We start from the raw sequence: 16,598 nt of genomic DNA on the forward strand, positions 1-16,598 counted from the left end.
GTAGCAAGTCCGATCCGGGGCGCGCTGGTCCGGCCGGGACGGTAGCCATCTACGAAAGCGAGACGAAGACCGTCCGCTGCTTGGAGTGTGCCCCCGAGGCTACGGACAGTGTGCCTCCCGATCTGGAACCACCTGATGAGAAGTCATTGTCTACGGACTCCGGAGTAGCCGGGTCGTCCGCCCGCCGGGAATATGAGCGCCGAAAGGCGAAGGACGAGGAGAAGCTCCGCGAGAAGTGGGGCCGCTTCGGTGGCCTTGCAGTGGCCCTCTCTGACGAGCGGCAACATACGAAATCCTGGAATCAGGGCGCGCTCGGTGAGGAACGGCTCGGCGCTCGGCTCAATGCCCTATGCTCGGCCGGCCTGGCTGTCCTCCACGATCGGCGCATCCCCGGATCGAAGGCCAACATCGACCACATCGCCATCACTCCTGGTGGAATCTGGGTTATCGATGCCAAGCGGTACAAGGGCCGGCCTGAACTGAAGATCGAGGGCGGCATCCTTCGCCCACGCGTCGAGAAGCTCCTTGTTGGCCGCCGTGACTGCACGAAACTGGTGGACGGGGTGCTCAAGCAGGTGGACGTCGTGCGCGACCTCGTCGGGGATGTTCCGGTCACGGGGGTGCTGTGCTTCGTCGAAGCAGACTGGCCCCTGATCGGGGGCGCTTTCTCGACTCGTGGCGTTCACGTACTCTGGCCGAAACGGTTAGCCAAAGTGCTGACAGAGCAATCAGCCGGCGACGTTGATGTGGCACGGATGCGTGAGTCGATAGCGTCGCGGTTCGGGCCTGCGTGACGTCAATCATGGGTGTTTGAGGCCGTTCCAAAGGGAGCAGCGTTCCAAGCACGCACGGAAGATGACGGCGGGAAGCAAGTGCCGCCGTCGACCGTCCATCCTTCGGTGGTGCGGATCGACAAGGTGCTGGCCCGAACCGCCCAGCAGGCATTTGAAGCCGCCTATTAGGCCGCCCGGAGACTCTGGCTGAGGGCGGCATTTCTATCGGAGCTGCGCTCGCCCGGAAGGGCGGGGTCATTGCCAGCGGGCCCAACGACAGGGTCCAAAACGTCGATCCGTTGCACACAGAGAAATGTCGGCGCTCCGCGCCGCCGGCCGGCAGAAGAGTTACCGGGACACCACAGCAAGTAGAGCAGGTTCAGTAGCGGGGCTTCTCTGCGGTGAGCCGGGGCAGCGGTGCGGGATCGCTGTGTACGGCCTGGCTTCGGCAGCACATTGATTCATGCGCTGTGCAGCGCGCGTTTGCGTGAGTAGGCGCGTGCGGCGCGGACCCGGTCGCCGCAACGGGTTGAGCACCATTGCCGTCGTGCGTGGGTGCGGAGGAAGAATCGTTCGCAGGAGTCCGCTTCGCAGGACGCGAGCAGCGATGCTTGGTCGCCGCTGAGCAGCGAGGCGGCATCATCGGCGATGACGGCCATGACATGCTCGACGACCTGCGTCACGGGATGGTCGGCGCTACGGGTGAACCCCGCCGCAGGGTCGAACCGTAACAGCAGCGCGCCGGAGGCGGAGGTCAGCGCACGATTAAGGGCATGCACGGCCGCTGTCGTGGGCACGTCTCCAGTGATGTGCGCAGTGAAGAGGTCGCGCAGATCAGAGCGCAGTGCAGCGAGTCTGCCCCGGCAGTGCTCGTGCAGCACAGTGTCCGGTGCGATGAGATCGTACGCGATCAGCCAAGCCGCGGCGTCGTCAGGACCATCCAATTCGTCGTAGCGTTTGCCCCCGGGCAGTTCGCTTGCGCTGTTGACCAGTGCGAGGCTGGGATGCTCTTCGGCGCCTGGTACGGCTGCTAGCAGTGTTTCCGACATGATTCTCATGGTATCAGTTTCATTTAAGCGTGAGGCAACTGCTACGCTTCAATCACGCCAAAAACCATGTTTTTCCATGAGGAGTTTGTATGAAGTTCGGTCGACCATCGGGCAGGGCCCCGTTCACGCTGTCCGTGCTCTCCGCGGGCGGCACCGGCGTCGGGATCATCGCTAAGGAGGGGCTCGCGGGCACGATCTCGCTGGCACGGACGGCGGACCAGCGCGGCTATCACCGGTTCTGGATGTCTGAGCATCATGCGATGGGGGCGACCTCGGTGTCCTCACCGCCGTTGATGGCTGCCCGCCTCATCGCGGAGACGACGCGCATCCGCCTTGGCGCCGGAGGGGTAATGCTGCCCAACCACTCCCCGTTGCTGATCGCCGAGCAGTTCGGAATGCTTGAGGCTCTCGCCCCGGGCCGGATCGATCTCGGGCTGGGACGCGCCCCTGGCACTGATGGGGCGACTGCTGCGGCTCTGCGCCGGGGCGCGGATGCCAACGACGGATTCCCACAGCAGGTGCTCGAGTTGCTCGGGTTCCTGGGCGACGAGTTCCCTCCTGGACACCCCTACCGGGACGTCCACGCGGTTCCCGGCCCTTGGCAGGCAAAGGAAAACCGGGTGCCTGCGCCCTCGACCGCCCCGGAGGTGTGGGTGCTGGGCTCCTCTCCGTACTCAGCACAACTGGCCGGGCAGCTCGGCCGGCCGTATGCGTTCGCCCTGCAGTTCGGCGACGCTGACATCGACACGGCCCTACGTGTCTACCGTGAGAGCTTCCAGCCCTCCGACGTGCTCACCAAGCCCCACACCCTCGTCAGCGTACCCGCGGCGATCGGGGACGACCCGGCTGAGGCCAAACGGCAGGCGGCAACGTCGGCGATGGCGATGCTGCGCATGTTCAAAAACGAAGGCTACCTGCTCCTGCCCCCGGACGAGGTTGAGGCCTACCAAGCCACGATCCAGGAGCGGCAGATCCTCGACGCCTATACCAACCGCAGTTTCCATGGCACCGCAGCTACTGTCGCCGACCGTCTCGAAGCCCTGCACGAGCGCACCGGCGTGGATGAGGTGATGCTCGTCGTCGGCGGCCACTCGCCAACCCTCGACCAGCGCGGGATCACCCTGATCGCCGACCACTACGCACTGCCCCACCTGGAGGCGCCGCTTGCGGCCGCCGCGCAATAGCACCCATACCAAATTCCACACGTTCACAACCAACCCCATTCAAGGAGAACCCCATGACCGCACCGCGCCGCGCCCTGATCGTCATTGACGCCCAGCAGGAATACTTCGACGGACTGCTCCCGATCCAATACCCGGTCCGCGATGACTCCATCGCCAGCATCCAGACCGCGATCAACACTGCCCAGCAAACCGGGACGCCGGTGGTGCTCGTCCAGCACGAACTCCCGGCAGAGGCCCCGGTGTTCGCATCCGGATCGGCGACCTGGCAGAACCATCCCGAAGTAGCTGCCCACGAGAACGTAGCAGCCAAGCGCATCAGCAAGCAGTTCTCCAGCATCTTCGCAGGCACCGACCTCGAAGCCTGGCTGCATGAACAAGGCATCGGTACGATCACCCTCGTTGGGTACATGACAAACAATTGTGTGATCGCCTCCGCCGCGGCCGCCGAGCCCCTCGGCTTCGCCGTCGAAGTCCTTTCAGACGCGACCGGAGCGATCGACCTCGCCAACGACGCCGGCACCGCGCCCGCACGCCTGGTCCACGAGACCCTCATGGCGCTGCTGCACTCGAACTGGGCCGCCGTCACCGACACCGCGACTTGGACCGAAGCCTTGCGTACGAGCGTTGCGCTGCCCAAGAGCGACCTCATCACCTCCGCCGCGCAAGGGCGCAGCTCCCGGTAGAAACCCAGATACGGCCCCGGTAATGCTGGCAGGCGGGTGGCGCGGCAGCCGCAGGGGTTTTCAGGGGGGCTGTCACCCCTACCCAGCAGCAACGGACAGGGGCAAGATGACCCTATGAAAAAACTGCTTATGGCCGGCCTCGCCGCGATGATCCTGGTGCTTGGCACCATTACCAGTGCCGTCCCGGGCGCTGCGGCGGCAGCCCCTTCAGGCGCCGCGGGGCACATCATCGTCAAATTCCGCGACGGCGGTGCCGCCGCGGGTGTGCTGCGCCAGCACGGCCTGGGTGAAGGGCCCGGCGTCGGCAGCACCGGCGCCCACCTGATCACGGTGCCGGGAGGCAACGAACAGCAGCTCATCGACGCCTTGAGCCGGAACCCGGCGGTTGAATATGCTGAGCCGGACCACCAGGTCACCGCCTTGTCAACGGACCAGTACTTCCCCCGGCAGTACGGGCTCCAGAACGACGGGCAGGCGTTCACCAACACCAAGGGCGACATCCAGGTAGCCGCAGGTACTCCGGATGCCGATGTGGACGCCGTCGAAGCGTGGACCGTCACCACCGGCGCCGGCATCAAAGTTGCCGTCCTCGATTCGGGCGTCGACGGCAACCACGAAGACATCTCCTCGCAGGTTGTTGCCCGCGCCAACTTCAGCAGCTCAGCAACCAGGAGCGGCGACGTTGTGGCAGAAGACTATTACGGGCACGGCACCCACATGGCCGGCACCGTCGCTGCCATTTACAACAACTCCAAGGGCGTGGCGGGGGTATGCCCTGGCTGCAGCATCCTGGCTGGCAAGGTGCTCAACGACAGTGGGGTCGGCTCCAGTTCAAGCCTCGCCAACGGTATCAACTGGGCGGTCAGCAACGGCGCGCAGGTCATTAACATGAGTCTCGGTGTGCGGGCATCGCGCACCCTCGAAACTGCGGTCAACAACGCGTGGAGCAAAGGCGTGGTGCTGGTTGCCGCAGCAGGCAACGGCGGCAACCAGACGAAAATCTACCCTGGAGCATACCCGAACGTCATTGCCGTCGCCGCCACGGACAACAACGACCTGAAAGCATCGTTCTCAACCTACGGAGCCAGCTGGGTGGACATCGCAGCACCCGGAGTCAACGTGTACTCGACCTTCCCGAACCACGATTTCGCGCTGGCCGCGCCCAACAACCGGTCGTTGAATTACGACGTCGGCAACGGCACCTCGGTGTCCTCGGCCATCGTCGCTGCCACTGCCGCGCTCGCGTGGAGCACCAACCCTGGTGCCGGCAGTTCGGCAATCCGCGCCAAGGTTGAGTCAACCGCGGACAAAATTGGCGGCACCGGCACGTTCTGGGCAAATGGCCGGGTGAACGCGTTCAACGCCGTCAAGTAGTTCCACATGTAGTCCACGTGCGGCGGAGACCGTCGCGGCGGAGGCACCGGCCGCCGTCGACCTCTGCCCCCACCGTACAATCTGAGCATCCTGGTCATCGGGGCTCTGGTGATCACCGTGCTCGTGTACGGTGCCGTCGCACTCATCGTCAAGATGGACGACGTCGGCCTGCACCTGACCACCAAGGAATCCCGCGTACGGAGCGATCTGGAAGTGCTCCGAGAATGCGTCCGCCGAGAATTATGGTCGCTTACATGACCATTAAAGCTTCTATTGGTCATTTTTATGACCTTTATTGGTAGGATCTAAAGTGTGGCCACGAAGAGAACGTCCCTGAAGACGCAGCGGACTGCACGCACAATCGGCGAGCAGCTGGTTACCTGGCGAAAACTACTCGGCCTCACCGCCGAGCAGGTGGCCGACCGCGCCGGGCTCAGTCGCAACACGCTCCGCAAGCTCGAACATGGCGAGCTCGGAGTCGGTTTCGAGGCCTTCCTCGAAGTGGCGCGGGTCCTCGGCCTCGGAGATCAGCTCAACGTCGCCTTCGACCCCTACGAGAGCGACTTCGGCCGTGCGCGGGCAGACCAGGAATTGCCGCAGAGAGTGCGCCGATGAGTGAACCAATCGAGGTCGATCTCGAAATGGAATCAGGCACTGTGAACGTGGGCCGGGCTTTCATTGCGGCGAAGCGGGGAGTGGTCACCACCAACTTCACGTATGCCCTTGATTACCTCGCCTTGCCAGGCTCCTATCCGATCGACCCGGCCCTGCCACTCTCGGGCGGGAACCACGCAGTCAAAGGTCTCCCCGCTGCCTTTGACGACGCGTCACCAGACCGCTGGGGACGGCACATCATCACGAAACGGCTCCAGGCGGAGGCGCGACAGTTCGGCCGGAACGCCGGGACGCTCACTGCCTTGGACTTCCTCCTGGGGGTGTCCGACCGCACCCGGCAGGGCGCATTGCGGTTCCGGGTGGGGAACGGCCAATATCTGAGTGACGGAACCGACGTGCCCAAGCTCGTGCAGCTTCCCGAGCTCCGTCAGGCCGCTCAAGACGTCGAGAGCGATCCAGGCAACTTGAGTGCGCTCAAGAAACTGCTCGACGCCGGGACCGGCAGCCTTGGGGGAGCCCGCCCCAAGGCATCCGTGCAGGACGGAGGCCGGTTGGCGATCGCTAAATTTGGGCATCAAGGCGACCACTGGGCGGTCATAGCCTGGGAAGCGGCCCTGCTGCGAATGGCCGAAGCGGCCGGCATCTCCGTTCCCCGGCACCAGCTTGTGCCCCTGGGCGCCACGGATTCAGTCCTCGTTCTCGATCGCTTCGACCGGGACGGGGAGCGGAGGATCGGTTACTCGTCGGCGATGACGATGCTTGAACAGACCGATGGCGCGCACGGCGACTACCTCGATCTTCTGGACGTTATCGATGAGAACTCTGAGGCACCGAAGGCCGACCGCCAAGAACTGTTCCGGAGGATTGCCTTCAACATCGCGGTGAACAATACAGATGACCATCTTCGGAACCATGGCTTCCTCCGCGGGCGCAGTGGCTGGCGGTTTTCGCCGGCGTTCGACGTCAACCCGAATCCGGATATGGCGGCGGAGCGCAGCACCGCCGTTGACGGAGCGACCAGCCGGGAGGACGCAATGGCGGCACTCCTCGATTCGGCTGAATACTTCGTTCAACCCAGCCAACGGGATACGATCCTCGCCTCCGTGCGCAAGGCGTTGGGCGCTTGGCGGCAGGCGGCAGATGCCTGCCGGATACCTCGAACCGAGTTGGAGCTTTTTGCGCCACTATTCGACAACCCACCGCGGCGTTTGGGCTCTCAAACAGAGTGAACTCTGAAATCGTCCGGTAGCCACTTTCTCCTGCTCAGGGCTTGCGGGCCAAGGCAGTGGGCATCGGCCCCTGCGAGAATGGCGCCATGAGCCACGAGCAGCACGAATCCGCCGCGACGGAAGCACCCGCGGCCTTCCACCCCGCATTCGAAGCCGCCTACCAGGCCGCCCAGAAGAGCCTGAGTGAGGGCGGCATCCCCATCGGAGCGGCGCTCACCCGTGACGGTGTGGTCATTGCCAGCGGGCACAACGAACGGGTCCAGAACGCCGATCCGATAGCGAACGGTGAAATGTCCGCCCTCCGCGCCGCTGGCCGGCAGAAGAGCTACCGGGACACCACGCTCTACACCACCCTGGCCCCGTGTGCCATGTGCGCCGGAACCATCATCCAGTTCAAAATCCCCCGCGTGGTGGTGGGGGAAGCACACACGTTCGACGGCGAACTTGAGCTTCTGCGCTCACGTGGCGTTGAGGTGGTGGTCATGGATGACCGGCGTTGCGTGGACATGATGCGCACCTTCCAGTCCGACAACCCGGACCTCTGGGCGGAGGACATCGCCGAGTAGGACAGGACGAGCGCGGCCTACCACCCAGCCTGTGACCGTGCGCCGCACAGACAGCGCGGCGCACGGTGCACTTCGCACTAGTTCCGCGCCGGTTCCTTCTCGCGCTCGGCCGTCTTGTAGGACTCCCAGAAGGTGGCTCCGACGATGCCGAGGGGGCCGCGGATCGAACACCGGGTCGAGGCCAGGCTTCTGCTGCGCCTCGAAGTCCTTGAGTGCTTTGAATGCGGGTTTCTGCAGGATCAGGATGCCCACAATGTTCAGCCAGACCATCAGGCCCACGCTGACCTTGACGCCCGGAATGAGCTTGCTCGAGGAGTTGCCACCAGGAGGCGCGGGTTGGTTTCGGCCGTGTAGTAGTAGACGAAGACCGTGGTCAGGCAGAAGAAGATCAGTGTGATGGCGATGAACGCCAGTTTCCGAAGTCGTTTGCACGGAATATCCGAAGCCATCTGCGCTGGCTCCTCAACCCATTCCGCTAGATGGAAAGTTTATTTCCTATTGTGAAAATGTGTGACTTGGCTTACTGTTTAGCTACGCCCTCAACGATGAGGGCAGGTTTCAAGTGATTGGTCTGAATCCATGTACATCTCACAACCTGCGGGGCTGAAAGCGAGTTCGGTCCTTGCCGGGAGGAACGCAGCGCTGATGCGCCTCCTCCTGACCAGCTCTGATCGCCCCGGCGGCGCCTTCAGACCCCGATCGCCGTGGGCAGATCCCCGCAGCTGACAGGTTCGGAATTACAGGCGGCCCGTACCGCCGTCGCTTTGGCATCACCTACACGATTTTCCGTACATCCGATCTTCCTGAATTCCGGCTACTGACGCCATTTCCCCGGCGCAGTTTTCCCGGTGGACCGACCGGCCGACGTGCGGCCACGTCCCCACTCCTTCGTATACAGCATTTGGTATAGCCAAAATCTTCATTCCAGAGAGGCATTTCCATGAATATGGTGCCGGATACAACCCGTCCCGCAGATAAAGCGGTCCCCGAAGTCACCGTGGACCACCACCGCCATGAGCACCACGACCCCATCATGCACCAGCCGCCGGTCAGCGCCGAGGCTCTGGGCCTGTCGCCGACCAGTGCCCGGCTTTACAACCAGGATCTTGCCCCGACGAAGATGGCCGGGCGCAGGTGGACCGCGTACAGTATCTTCACCCTCTGGGCGAACGACGTGCACAGCCTGGGCAACTACGGGTTCGCGATCGGGCTTTTCGCCCTGGGTCTTGGCGCCTGGCAGATCCTGCTGGCCCTTGGTGTCGGTGCGGTGCTGCTGTTCCTGCTCCTGACCTTCTCCGGCTTCATGGGCCACAAGACGGGCGTCCCGTTCCCGGTCATGAGCCGTATCGCCTTCGGGATCCACGGGGCCCAGATTCCGGCGCTCATCCGTGGCGGCGTGGCAATCGTGTGGTTTGGCATCCAGACGTATCTTGCCTCGCTGGTCCTCAGGGTGCTGCTTATCGCCCTGGCGCCGGGACTCGCTGACCTGGACAAGAATGACATCCTGGGCCTGTCCACTCTGGGCTGGGCCGCGTTCGTCTTCCTCTGGGTGGTCCAGGTCATCATCGTCCGGTACGGCATGGACATGATCCGCAAATACGAAGCGTTCGCCGGGCCCATCATCCTGGTCACCATGGCCGGCCTCGCCATCTGGATGTTTCTCCAGGCCGGCGGGTCCATCGCTTTGTCCACCCACGATGCCCTCACCGGCGGCGCGATGTGGCGCGAAATCTTCGCCGGCGGCGCACTCTGGGTCTCCATCTACGCGACCTTCGTCCTGAACTTCTGCGACTTCACCCGTTCCTCCACTACCCGCCGGTCCATCATCAAGGGCAACTTCTGGGGCATCCCCGTGAACATGCTGTTCTTCGGCATCATCGTGGTCGTCATCACCGGAGCCCAGTTCAAAATCAACGGCGCCATCATCGGCAGCCCCTCCGACATCGTCCAGTCCATCCCCAACACTTTCCTGCTCGTGCTGGCCGCCCTCGCGCTCCTGGTGCTCACCATCGCGGTGAACCTGATGGCGAACTTCGTAGCCCCCATCTATGCACTGACGAACCTCATGCCCAAGCGGCTCGACTTCCGCCGCGCCAGCCTGGTCAGCGCCATCATCGGCCTGGTCATCCTGCCCTGGAACCTCTACAACAACCCCGCCGTGATCGTGTACTTCCTCGGCGGCCTCGGAGCCCTGCTCGGACCGCTCTTTGGCGTCATCATGGCCGACTACTGGCTCATCCGCAAGACCAGAATCAACGTCCCCGAGCTCTACACCGAAGTCAGCAACGGCTCCTACTTCTACCGCAACGGCGTCAACATGCGGGCCGTCGGCGCCTTCATCCCGGCCGCGGTCATCTCGCTCCTCATCGCCTTCATCCCCGCCCTGCAACCGGTCGCGGCGTTCTCCTGGTTCATCGGCGCCGGCATCGGAGCCATCGCCTACCTCGTCGTCGCCGACCGCAAACGGACCTTCCACGACGTTTCCGGGGAACCGATCGCCGTCCCCAGCCTCCACTGAGGCCGTCCCAGCCATACCGAAAGCCAACCGGAAAGTAACCATGCGCATCCTCGTCGCCAACGTCAACACCACAGCATCCATGACCGAATCAATTGCCGCCCAGGCCCGCGCGGCCGCTGCCCCCGGGACGGAAATCGTCGGCCTAACACCCCGATTCGGCGCCGACTCCTGCGAGGGCAACTTTGAAAGCTACCTTGCGGCCATCGCAGTCATGGACGCCGTTCTCGCCTACCCGGAACCGTTCGACGCCGTCATCCAGGCCGGTTACGGCGAGCACGGGCGGGAAGGGCTCCAGGAGCTGCTGGACGTCCCGGTCGTCGACATCACCGAAGCGGCCGCCAGCACGGCCATGTTCATCGGCCACAAATACTCTGTCGTCACCACCTTGGACCGCACCGTGCCGCTCATTGAAGACCGGCTAAAACTCGCCGGGCTGGACGCCCGGTGTGCCTCCGTCCGTGCCAGCGGCCTCGGTGTACTCGAACTTGAAGAATTCCCGGAGCGGGCTGTGGAAGCTATCCTTGCCCAATCCACGCACGCCGTTGAGGAAGACAAAGCAGAGGTCATCGTCCTCGGATGCGGAGGGATGTCGGGCCTGGATGCGCAGATCCGAACACGCCTCGGTGTCCCCGTGGTTGACGGCGTCGCGGCCGCAGTCACAATCGCAGAATCCCTGGTCCGCCTTGGCCTGTCCACTTCCAAGGTCCGCACCTACGCACCGCCCCGCCCGAAAACCGTAACTGGCTGGCCGTTCCCGGCCAACCTGCGCAACTCCGGCAACGCAAAGGTGAGCATCCATGACTGAAGCAACGGAATTCGCGTTTGACCTGGTCATCCGTGGCCAGCGCATCCTCACCACCGCGGGCATCACCGCCCGTGAAGTGGGCGTCCGCGGCGGCGTGATCGTCGCCATCGAACCGTTCGGCAACGGCCTCACCGGCGGCCAGGTCATTGACCTGGCCGACGACGAAACCCTGATCCCCGGCCTCGTGGACACACATGTCCACGTCAACGAGCCTGGCCGCACCGAGTGGGAGGGCTTCGCCTCCGCCACCCGCGCAGCCGCCGCCGGCGGTGTTACCACCATTATCGACATGCCGCTGAACTCCATCCCGCCCACCACCACGGTGGAGAACCTCAAGCTCAAGCGCGAGGTGGCCGAGGACCAGGCGTTTGTGGACGTCGGCTTCTGGGGCGGCGCCGTACCGGGCAACAAGAAGGACCTCCGCGGCCTCCATGACGAGGGCGTCTTCGGCTTCAAGTGCTTCCTGCTGCACTCCGGCGTGGACGAATTCCCGCACCTCGAAGCAGACGAGATGGAGGAGGACATGGCCGAGCTCAAGTCCTTCGACTCCCTGATGATCGTCCACGCCGAGGACTCCCACGCGATCGACCGCGCCCCGCACCCCGGCGGTGACCACTACGAAACGTTCCTGGCCTCCCGCCCGCGCGGTGCCGAGAACAAGGCCATCGCCGAGGTCATCGAGCGCGCCCGCTGGACCGGCGCCCGCGCCCACATCCTGCACCTCTCGTCCTCCGACGCGCTGCCCATGATCGCCAGTGCAAAGCGCGACGGCGTTCACCTCACCGTGGAGACGTGCCCGCACTACCTGACCCTGATGGCCGAGGAAATCCCCGACGGCGCCACCGCCTACAAGTGCTGCCCGCCGATCCGTGAGGCCTCCAACCGCGAGCTGCTCTGGAAGGGCCTGCAGGAGGGCACCATCGACTGCATCGTCTCGGACCACTCCCCCTCCACCCTGGACCTGAAAGACCTCGAAAACGGCGACTTCGCCGTGGCCTGGGGCGGCGTCTCATCGCTGCAGCTGGGGCTGTCCCTGATCTGGACCGAGGCCCGGCACCGCGGCATCACCCTGGAACAGGTGGTGTCCTGGATGGCTGAGAAGCCGGCCGCACTGGCCCGCCTGCACAACAAGGGCCAGCTTGCCCTCGGTTACGACGCGGACTTCTCCATCTTCGCGCCGGATGACGCTTTCGTCGTCGACGTCACCAAGCTCAAGCACAAGAACCCCATCACGCCCTACGACGGCAAGGCGCTCTCCGGCGTCGTCCGCAAAACGTTCCTTCGCGGCAGCGAGATCGACGGCCGCACGCCCAGCGGCAAGCTGATCCGCCGCGGCGGCGTCTGAGGCGCAGCGCGATGGCCGTAAACGTCCACGCCCCCTACCCGCGGCCTCGCGCCGGCGCCCGCGTCGGCTTCAGCCCGGGACCTGGCACGGGCTATTTTCACCCTCACACGCTCAACCGAAAAGGTGCCATCCTGAAGGCCGCCCACCATCCCAAGGTGTGCAGAGGACCTCTGACATCTGGATGTCAGAAGTGCCGTGCACGGTCATCCAAATCTTCAGAAGTCCCGTGCACCAACCACAGCAGCTACGGAGTCGAAACCTTGGCCGGTCTTCGATGCCGGGACCCAGCGGTAGAGGGTAGGTACAGAGACGCCGAGGTTTTTGGCGACTTCCTTGGGCGGAGTGCCCTCGCAGAGGAGCTTTCGTGCGTGTCGATCGCGTCGGTCAGGCTGATAAAACCAATTCCGCCCTCGCCTAACCCGCCGGCGAAGTGCGGCAGGTCTTTAACCCTCCGCCCGAGACGGTCCAGCTTCCATACGACAAGGGTGTCACCGTTGCGTAGTTGGTCCAGTGCTTAAGCGAGGCCGGGGCGCGTGGCTTTGGTTCCGCTGATGGTGATGACCTCGCGGTGCCCAGCACTGAGCCGGGCCAGTGCTTCTTCCATCAGCACCTTCATCAACAGCCCGTCCACGGGCTCGACCGCAACCGCCATCTGCTCCAGGTCCTCCGTCTGCGTTTGTTGGGGCCGGCGCTGCTGACGGCGGAAATTGTCGATGACGATGTTTCTGGCCGTCCGGAAAAGGTAACCGCGCATACTGTACCCGCTACGACGCCCAATGGCCGGGAAAAGTTCAGCCGTAAAAAATTCTGCCCCCGGTTGAACCATTCTCACCACCTGCGCCGTCTTAGGGTCTGTCCCAAAGATCTGTTTTTAGAGGAGTCATATTTCATGAACACGAGACTGAGCATAGCCATGGCGGCGCTGTCCCTTTCCGCTCTGGCCCTGACCGGCTGCGGCGCATCGACAACGACCTCCACCGGAACAACGTCAGCCCCGGCCGCGCCCGCCACCAGCGCCGCCCCCGCCACCAGTGCCGCCCCGGCAGATCTGGCGACCGCGAAAACCTCCCTGGGGACCACGGTTGTCAACAACAAGGGCATGTCCGTCTATGTTTTCGACAAGGACGTCAAAGATTCCGGTAAAAGTGCCTGCACCGGGGCCTGCCTGTCCATCTGGTCGGCGGTGACCGCCGGATCCGGGACCCCGGTAGTGGAGGGTGTCACCGGAAAGGTCGGCGTGATCACCACCGACGCCGGGACCAGGCAAGTCACACTCAACGGGATGCCCCTGTACATCTACACCAAAGACACCGCCCCGGGCGACGTCAAGGGCCAAGGCTTCAACAAGATCTGGTGGGTCATCAACCCCACCGGGGAAAAGATCAGCACCCCCGCCGGATAAGAGCTGCAACGCAGGGCCCCGGCCGCCGCATGCCGTCGCGGGTATTGTTTTCTCTCCTCCGAACCCGCGTGCCTGCGTCACTCCAGGGGCCGCCGAGCCCGTCAGGCAAAGCACTACAACCGCGCCGGGTTTCATGCCTTCCGGCGGGTGCTGGTTCCCGGAACAGCTCTGGCGGCGATGGCTGCCAGATCCCGGGCCGGCCCCGGCGGGGGTGTTGGGCCGGTCTGCCACAGGGCGGTCAGGGTGCGGCGCAGGGGCAGCCCACGGACGGGGACGGCGATGAGCCGGTGCAGGGCAAGGTCGTCACGGACGGCCAGTGCGCTGAGTACTCCGGGGGCCGTGCCGGCGGCGATGGCGGAGCGGACGGCCGCCGTCGTGGATAGTTCCACCAGCGGCTCTGCCAGGGGCGGGGTCCCGGCGGTGGTGAGCAGGTGCTCGAGGGCGTCCCGGGTTCCGCTGCCGTGTTCCCTGGTGACCAGCGCGGTTGCTGCCAGTTCGCCTGCTGTGACGGGTGTCCGGCGCCGGGCCCAGGGATGCTCCGGTGCGACGACCAGGACCATGTCATCGTCCTGCACCGCCGTGGCGCTCAAGTCCGGGGGAAGGTGCGGGCTTTCGATGAAACCGATGGCTGCCTGTCCGGAGCGGACCAGGGCTACGGTGGCTTCACTGTTGTTCACCGTCAGCTCCACGACCGTGGGGACGAGTCCGAGACTCTCCTGCTGGCGGCGCAGCGCGACCAGCCATAGGGGCAGCAGGTGTTCGGCGATGGTCTGGCTGGCCGCGACCTTCAGCTGCCGGACGGTGTCGGAACGCAGCGAGGCGATTCCGGCGTCGAGCCGTTCCGCCGCTGAGAGGACCTCCGCCGCCCACCCGGCGACCAGTGCACCTGATTCTGTCAGGGTGGATCCCCGCGGGGTCCGGGTCAGCAGGGCGGACCCGATCTGGGACTCCAGGGAACGCATCCGGGAGGAGACAGCCTGCTGGGACAGTCCCAGGTGTTTCCCGGCGGCGGAGAGGGATCCCAGATCATGGACCGCGGCCAGCATTTCCAGGGCGGAGAGCTCCGGTATCCGGGGGCTGAGCATCGGGGAATCTCCTTCAGAAACGTCACGTGCGGTACAAGTCCGGCTTGTACCCTGACAAGTCTATGCCCCCTACTGCGGCAGGTCCGGAACCGGAAGCATTGAAGACATGGGAACACTGCTGCTGACCGCCGACAACCACCACACCGCACCACCGGCACCGCCCCCGGGCGGGCGCACCGGGGACCGGCGCGTCCTGCGCCGTCTGGAGAAGCCGTCGGAGCTGTTTGCGAACCTGACCCCTAACTGGTTCGCCTCCATTATGGGTACCGGGATCGTCGCGACTGCCGCCGCCACACTGCCCGTCCAGCTCCCCGGCCTGCGCACCGGCGCCACCGTCGTCTGGGCCCTGGCGTCGCTGCTGCTGATCCTGTTGATGGCCGCGACCGGGGTGCACTGGATCCGGCACCGGGAAACCGCCCAAAGCCATCACAGCCACCCGGTCATGGCGCACTTCTACGGCGCACCGCCCATGGCGCTGCTCACCGTCGGCGCCGGGACCCTGCTGCTGGGCAAAGACATCATGGGAGAACAGTTGGCGCTCGGCATCGATGCGGTGCTCTGGACCGCCGGGACCCTGCTGGGGCTGGCCAGCGCAGTCGCGGTCCCGTACCTGCAGTTCACCCGGCACCAGGTCACACAGGACAGCGCGTTCGGCGGCTGGCTGATGCCCGTCGTCCCTCCGATGGTTTCGGCCTCCACCGGGGCACTGCTGCTGCCCTACGTCCCGGCCGGGCAGGCACGCCTGACCCTGCTGATGGGCTGCTACGCGATGTTCGGACTGAGCCTGCTGGCCTCCATCATCATCACCACCCTGATCTGGAACCGACTCGCCGGACACAAGATCGGGGCCGCCGCGGCAGTTCCCACCTTGTGGATCGTGCTGGGCCCGCTGGGCCAGTCCATCACCGCCGCGAACCTCCTGGGCGGGAACGCCCACCTCGCCGTGTCCGGGACCCTGGCCCGGGCGATGGAAGCCTTCGGCGTCCTGTACGGGGTGCCGGTCCTGGGCTTCGCGCTCATGTGGGCCGCACTCGCAACCGCCATCACCATCCGCACCGCCCGCCAGGGCCTGCCGTTCTCCCTGACCTGGTGGTCCTTCACCTTCCCCATCGGAACCTGCGTCACCGGCCTGACCGGCCTCGCCGCCCACACCCACCTCGCCGTGTTCGACGCGATGGCCGTTGCCGGCTACAGCCTGCTCGTGGCCGCCTGGATCATCGTCGCCGCCCGGACCTTCCACGGCAGCATCCTCGAAGGCAATCTCTTCCAGAAGCCCGTAACGATCGCCTCGTAGGCGGGCCGCAGCGGACCAACGGCCCAGCGGCTCCTCACCGGCAGTCCTCGCAAACAAGCACCTAGCGCCCGAAGGTGGCCTCATGAAACCCCGGACAACACCCGGCTCACAGCAACGCTCACCCAAACACAAAAGGGACCAATTCGCCCGCCCGATGGTGGCGACCGCTGAGCGCCGTCTGCGTGCCACTTATCCTCGCCGGCGGCGCGCTCACCTACGGGCCCACCGCAAACGGCACCGCCCCTCCGAACCCCAGAGCAGGGAAGGGCCCGCGATGGCGACGTTCCTGCTTTCCGTGATGGGGGCGTTCGCCGAGTTCGAACGGGCCCTAATCCGGGAACGGCAACGTGAAGGGATCACCTTGGCCAAAAAGGCCGGCGTCCACAAAGGAAGGGCGAGGCGCTGAACGCCGGGCAGGCGGCCGAGCTGGTACGACGTGCCGCCGCCGGCGAAGCGAAAGCCGCACTCGCCCGGGAATCCGCGGTCAGCCGCCAAACCGTCTACCAGTACCGTCAACCAGGCCCCCAGTAGATTGCTACAGAAGAATCATGAAGGCGTGTGCTGAGCAGATGGACGCCTTGTGCAGATGAGTATGGAAAGACCGCCGCTCAACACTCGCCTGCACAACCTCGGAAAATCAACCCACCGGTGCAGAAGACTTTTGAAAATGACACCC

General features: G+C 64.8%; 19 protein-coding genes and 4 pseudogenes. 16 read left to right on the forward strand and 7 right to left on the reverse strand.

Going from position 1 to position 16,598, the window contains the following annotated elements; translation table 11 throughout:
* The first annotated feature begins 146 nt into the window (after nucleotides 1-146).
* Nucleotides 147-794, forward strand: a complete 648-nt coding sequence (locus ACQCSV_RS05760) for a nuclease-related domain-containing protein (RefSeq protein WP_426939301.1) — start codon at nucleotides 147-149, stop codon at nucleotides 792-794.
* 123 nt (nucleotides 795-917) lie between these two features.
* A pseudogene (locus ACQCSV_RS05765) lies at nucleotides 918-1,137 on the forward strand (nucleoside deaminase); the annotation flags it as partial.
* A gap of 97 nt (nucleotides 1,138-1,234) precedes the next feature.
* On the opposite strand, the gene ACQCSV_RS05770 reads toward ACQCSV_RS05765, so the two are convergent.
* The gene (locus ACQCSV_RS05770; RefSeq protein WP_426939302.1) at nucleotides 1,235-1,831 is read right to left on the reverse strand and encodes a CGNR zinc finger domain-containing protein; all 597 of its coding nucleotides are present in this window, start codon (nucleotides 1,829-1,831) and stop codon (nucleotides 1,235-1,237) included.
* Nucleotides 1,832-1,911: 80 nt separating this feature from the next.
* Between ACQCSV_RS05770 and ACQCSV_RS05775 the strand changes: the two genes are divergently transcribed.
* From ACQCSV_RS05775 to ACQCSV_RS05805, 7 genes and pseudogenes are all read left to right on the forward strand, one after another.
* Nucleotides 1,912-3,006, forward strand: coding sequence for an LLM class flavin-dependent oxidoreductase (locus ACQCSV_RS05775; protein WP_426939303.1), 1,095 nt, complete (start codon nucleotides 1,912-1,914; stop codon nucleotides 3,004-3,006).
* A gap of 53 nt (nucleotides 3,007-3,059) precedes the next feature.
* On the forward strand, nucleotides 3,060-3,689 hold the full coding sequence (locus ACQCSV_RS05780; protein ID WP_426939304.1) for a cysteine hydrolase family protein: 630 nt from the start codon (nucleotides 3,060-3,062) through the stop codon (nucleotides 3,687-3,689).
* 114 nt (nucleotides 3,690-3,803) lie between these two features.
* Entirely contained in the window at nucleotides 3,804-5,063 is a 1,260-nt protein-coding gene (locus ACQCSV_RS05785) for a S8 family serine peptidase (protein WP_426939305.1), read from the forward strand.
* An 87-nt stretch (nucleotides 5,064-5,150) separates the two neighbouring features.
* Nucleotides 5,151-5,255: pseudogene (locus tag ACQCSV_RS05790) on the forward strand (DUF808 family protein); the annotation flags it as partial.
* A 120-nt stretch (nucleotides 5,256-5,375) separates the two neighbouring features.
* Nucleotides 5,376-5,678 carry a helix-turn-helix domain-containing protein gene (locus tag ACQCSV_RS05795; RefSeq protein WP_426939306.1) on the forward strand — a complete coding sequence of 101 codons (303 nt, stop codon included), beginning with the start codon at nucleotides 5,376-5,378 and terminating at the stop codon, nucleotides 5,676-5,678.
* On the forward strand, nucleotides 5,675-6,907 hold the full coding sequence (locus tag ACQCSV_RS05800) for a type II toxin-antitoxin system HipA family toxin (RefSeq protein ID WP_426939307.1): 1,233 nt from the start codon (nucleotides 5,675-5,677) through the stop codon (nucleotides 6,905-6,907). Before ACQCSV_RS05795 ends, ACQCSV_RS05800 begins: the two co-directional genes overlap by 4 nt.
* An 86-nt stretch (nucleotides 6,908-6,993) precedes the next feature.
* Nucleotides 6,994-7,473, forward strand: a complete 480-nt coding sequence (locus tag ACQCSV_RS05805) for a nucleoside deaminase (RefSeq protein WP_426939308.1) — start codon at nucleotides 6,994-6,996, stop codon at nucleotides 7,471-7,473.
* Here the strand turns inward: ACQCSV_RS05805 and ACQCSV_RS05810 are convergent.
* Both ACQCSV_RS05810 and ACQCSV_RS05815 read right to left on the reverse strand, forming a co-directional pair.
* Complete coding sequence (locus tag ACQCSV_RS05810; protein WP_426939309.1) at nucleotides 7,366-7,743, reverse strand: hypothetical protein; 378 nt, start codon at nucleotides 7,741-7,743, stop codon at nucleotides 7,366-7,368. The genes ACQCSV_RS05805 and ACQCSV_RS05810 overlap by 108 nt on opposite strands.
* Nucleotides 7,743-7,922, reverse strand: coding sequence for a hypothetical protein (locus tag ACQCSV_RS05815; protein WP_426939310.1), 180 nt, complete (start codon nucleotides 7,920-7,922; stop codon nucleotides 7,743-7,745). Before ACQCSV_RS05815 ends, ACQCSV_RS05810 begins: the two co-directional genes overlap by 1 nt.
* Before the next feature lie 584 nt (nucleotides 7,923-8,506).
* Here ACQCSV_RS05815 and ACQCSV_RS05820 point away from each other — a divergent pair.
* Genes ACQCSV_RS05820 through allB form a run of 3 tightly spaced genes read left to right on the forward strand, consistent with a single transcriptional unit; the run spans nucleotide 8,507 to nucleotide 12,141 of the window.
* Nucleotides 8,507-9,991, forward strand: a complete 1,485-nt coding sequence (locus tag ACQCSV_RS05820) for an NCS1 family nucleobase:cation symporter-1 (protein WP_354154219.1) — start codon at nucleotides 8,507-8,509, stop codon at nucleotides 9,989-9,991.
* Between the two features lie 40 nt (nucleotides 9,992-10,031).
* Nucleotides 10,032-10,796: an aspartate/glutamate racemase family protein gene (locus ACQCSV_RS05825; RefSeq protein ID WP_426939311.1), complete on the forward strand. Its 765-nt coding sequence runs from the start codon at nucleotides 10,032-10,034 to the stop codon at nucleotides 10,794-10,796.
* On the forward strand, nucleotides 10,789-12,141 hold the full coding sequence (gene allB / locus ACQCSV_RS05830) for an allantoinase AllB (RefSeq protein ID WP_426939312.1): 1,353 nt from the start codon (nucleotides 10,789-10,791) through the stop codon (nucleotides 12,139-12,141). Before ACQCSV_RS05825 ends, allB begins: the two co-directional genes overlap by 8 nt.
* 215 nt (nucleotides 12,142-12,356) lie before the next feature.
* Here allB and ACQCSV_RS05835 read toward each other — a convergent pair.
* The 3 genes and pseudogenes from ACQCSV_RS05835 to ACQCSV_RS05845 form a co-directional block, all read right to left on the reverse strand.
* A pseudogene (locus tag ACQCSV_RS05835) lies at nucleotides 12,357-12,467 on the reverse strand (hypothetical protein); the annotation flags it as partial.
* A gap of 83 nt (nucleotides 12,468-12,550) precedes the next feature.
* Nucleotides 12,551-12,652: pseudogene (locus ACQCSV_RS05840) on the reverse strand (recombinase family protein); the annotation flags it as partial.
* Nucleotides 12,653-12,655: 3 nt separating this feature from the next.
* Nucleotides 12,656-12,895 (reverse strand): hypothetical protein, encoded by a 240-nt coding sequence (locus tag ACQCSV_RS05845; RefSeq protein WP_426939313.1) that lies wholly within the window; start codon nucleotides 12,893-12,895, stop codon nucleotides 12,656-12,658.
* Between the two features lie 135 nt (nucleotides 12,896-13,030).
* Here ACQCSV_RS05845 and ACQCSV_RS05850 point away from each other — a divergent pair, with 135 nt between their 5' ends.
* Nucleotides 13,031-13,543, forward strand: a complete 513-nt coding sequence (locus ACQCSV_RS05850; RefSeq protein ID WP_426939314.1) for a COG4315 family predicted lipoprotein — start codon at nucleotides 13,031-13,033, stop codon at nucleotides 13,541-13,543.
* Nucleotides 13,544-13,674: 131 nt separating this feature from the next.
* Here the strand turns inward: ACQCSV_RS05850 and ACQCSV_RS05855 are convergent, their stop codons facing one another.
* Nucleotides 13,675-14,628 (reverse strand): LysR family transcriptional regulator, encoded by a 954-nt coding sequence (locus ACQCSV_RS05855; protein WP_426939315.1) that lies wholly within the window; start codon nucleotides 14,626-14,628, stop codon nucleotides 13,675-13,677.
* Between the two features lie 106 nt (nucleotides 14,629-14,734).
* Between ACQCSV_RS05855 and ACQCSV_RS05860 the strand changes: the two genes are divergently transcribed.
* From ACQCSV_RS05860 to ACQCSV_RS05870, 3 genes are all read left to right on the forward strand, one after another.
* Entirely contained in the window at nucleotides 14,735-15,922 is a 1,188-nt protein-coding gene (locus ACQCSV_RS05860) for a TDT family transporter (RefSeq protein ID WP_426939316.1), read from the forward strand.
* Between the two features lie 298 nt (nucleotides 15,923-16,220).
* Complete coding sequence (locus ACQCSV_RS05865) at nucleotides 16,221-16,328, forward strand: recombinase family protein (RefSeq protein ID WP_426939531.1); 108 nt, start codon at nucleotides 16,221-16,223, stop codon at nucleotides 16,326-16,328.
* Nucleotides 16,329-16,348: 20 nt separating this feature from the next.
* Complete coding sequence (locus ACQCSV_RS05870) at nucleotides 16,349-16,453, forward strand: helix-turn-helix domain-containing protein (RefSeq protein ID WP_426939532.1); 105 nt, start codon at nucleotides 16,349-16,351, stop codon at nucleotides 16,451-16,453.
* Nucleotides 16,454-16,598 lie beyond the last annotated feature (145 nt).

Source organism: Pseudarthrobacter sp. S3 (genome assembly GCF_050156905.1).
GTDB lineage: Bacteria > Actinomycetota > Actinomycetes > Actinomycetales > Micrococcaceae > Arthrobacter.

What these genes read in the sequence shown, in the direction of transcription:
- ACQCSV_RS05825 (WP_426939311.1), top strand. Translation starts at nt 10,032, where the DNA reads ATGCGCATCCTCGTCGCCAACGTCAACACCACAGCATCCATGACCGAA.
- ACQCSV_RS05850 (WP_426939314.1), top strand. Translation starts at nt 13,031, where the DNA reads ATGAACACGAGACTGAGCATAGCCATGGCGGCGCTGTCCCTTTCCGCT.
- ACQCSV_RS05775 (WP_426939303.1), top strand. Translation starts at nt 1,912, where the DNA reads ATGAAGTTCGGTCGACCATCGGGCAGGGCCCCGTTCACGCTGTCCGTG.
- ACQCSV_RS05785 (WP_426939305.1), top strand. Translation starts at nt 3,804, where the DNA reads ATGAAAAAACTGCTTATGGCCGGCCTCGCCGCGATGATCCTGGTGCTT.
- ACQCSV_RS05770 (WP_426939302.1), bottom strand. Translation starts at nt 1,831, where the DNA reads ATGAGAATCATGTCGGAAACACTGCTAGCAGCCGTACCAGGCGCCGAA.
- ACQCSV_RS05855 (WP_426939315.1), bottom strand. Translation starts at nt 14,628, where the DNA reads ATGCTCAGCCCCCGGATACCGGAGCTCTCCGCCCTGGAAATGCTGGCC.
- ACQCSV_RS05860 (WP_426939316.1), top strand. Translation starts at nt 14,735, where the DNA reads ATGGGAACACTGCTGCTGACCGCCGACAACCACCACACCGCACCACCG.
- ACQCSV_RS05810 (WP_426939309.1), bottom strand. Translation starts at nt 7,743, where the DNA reads ATGGTCTGGCTGAACATTGTGGGCATCCTGATCCTGCAGAAACCCGCA.
- ACQCSV_RS05865 (WP_426939531.1), top strand. Translation starts at nt 16,221, where the DNA reads ATGGGGGCGTTCGCCGAGTTCGAACGGGCCCTAATCCGGGAACGGCAA.
- ACQCSV_RS05800 (WP_426939307.1), top strand. Translation starts at nt 5,675, where the DNA reads ATGAGTGAACCAATCGAGGTCGATCTCGAAATGGAATCAGGCACTGTG.
- ACQCSV_RS05780 (WP_426939304.1), top strand. Translation starts at nt 3,060, where the DNA reads ATGACCGCACCGCGCCGCGCCCTGATCGTCATTGACGCCCAGCAGGAA.
- ACQCSV_RS05820 (WP_354154219.1), top strand. Translation starts at nt 8,507, where the DNA reads ATGCACCAGCCGCCGGTCAGCGCCGAGGCTCTGGGCCTGTCGCCGACC.
- ACQCSV_RS05845 (WP_426939313.1), bottom strand. Translation starts at nt 12,895, where the DNA reads ATGCGCGGTTACCTTTTCCGGACGGCCAGAAACATCGTCATCGACAAT.
- ACQCSV_RS05815 (WP_426939310.1), bottom strand. Translation starts at nt 7,922, where the DNA reads ATGGCTTCGGATATTCCGTGCAAACGACTTCGGAAACTGGCGTTCATC.
- ACQCSV_RS05805 (WP_426939308.1), top strand. Translation starts at nt 6,994, where the DNA reads ATGAGCCACGAGCAGCACGAATCCGCCGCGACGGAAGCACCCGCGGCC.
- allB (WP_426939312.1), top strand. Translation starts at nt 10,789, where the DNA reads ATGACTGAAGCAACGGAATTCGCGTTTGACCTGGTCATCCGTGGCCAG.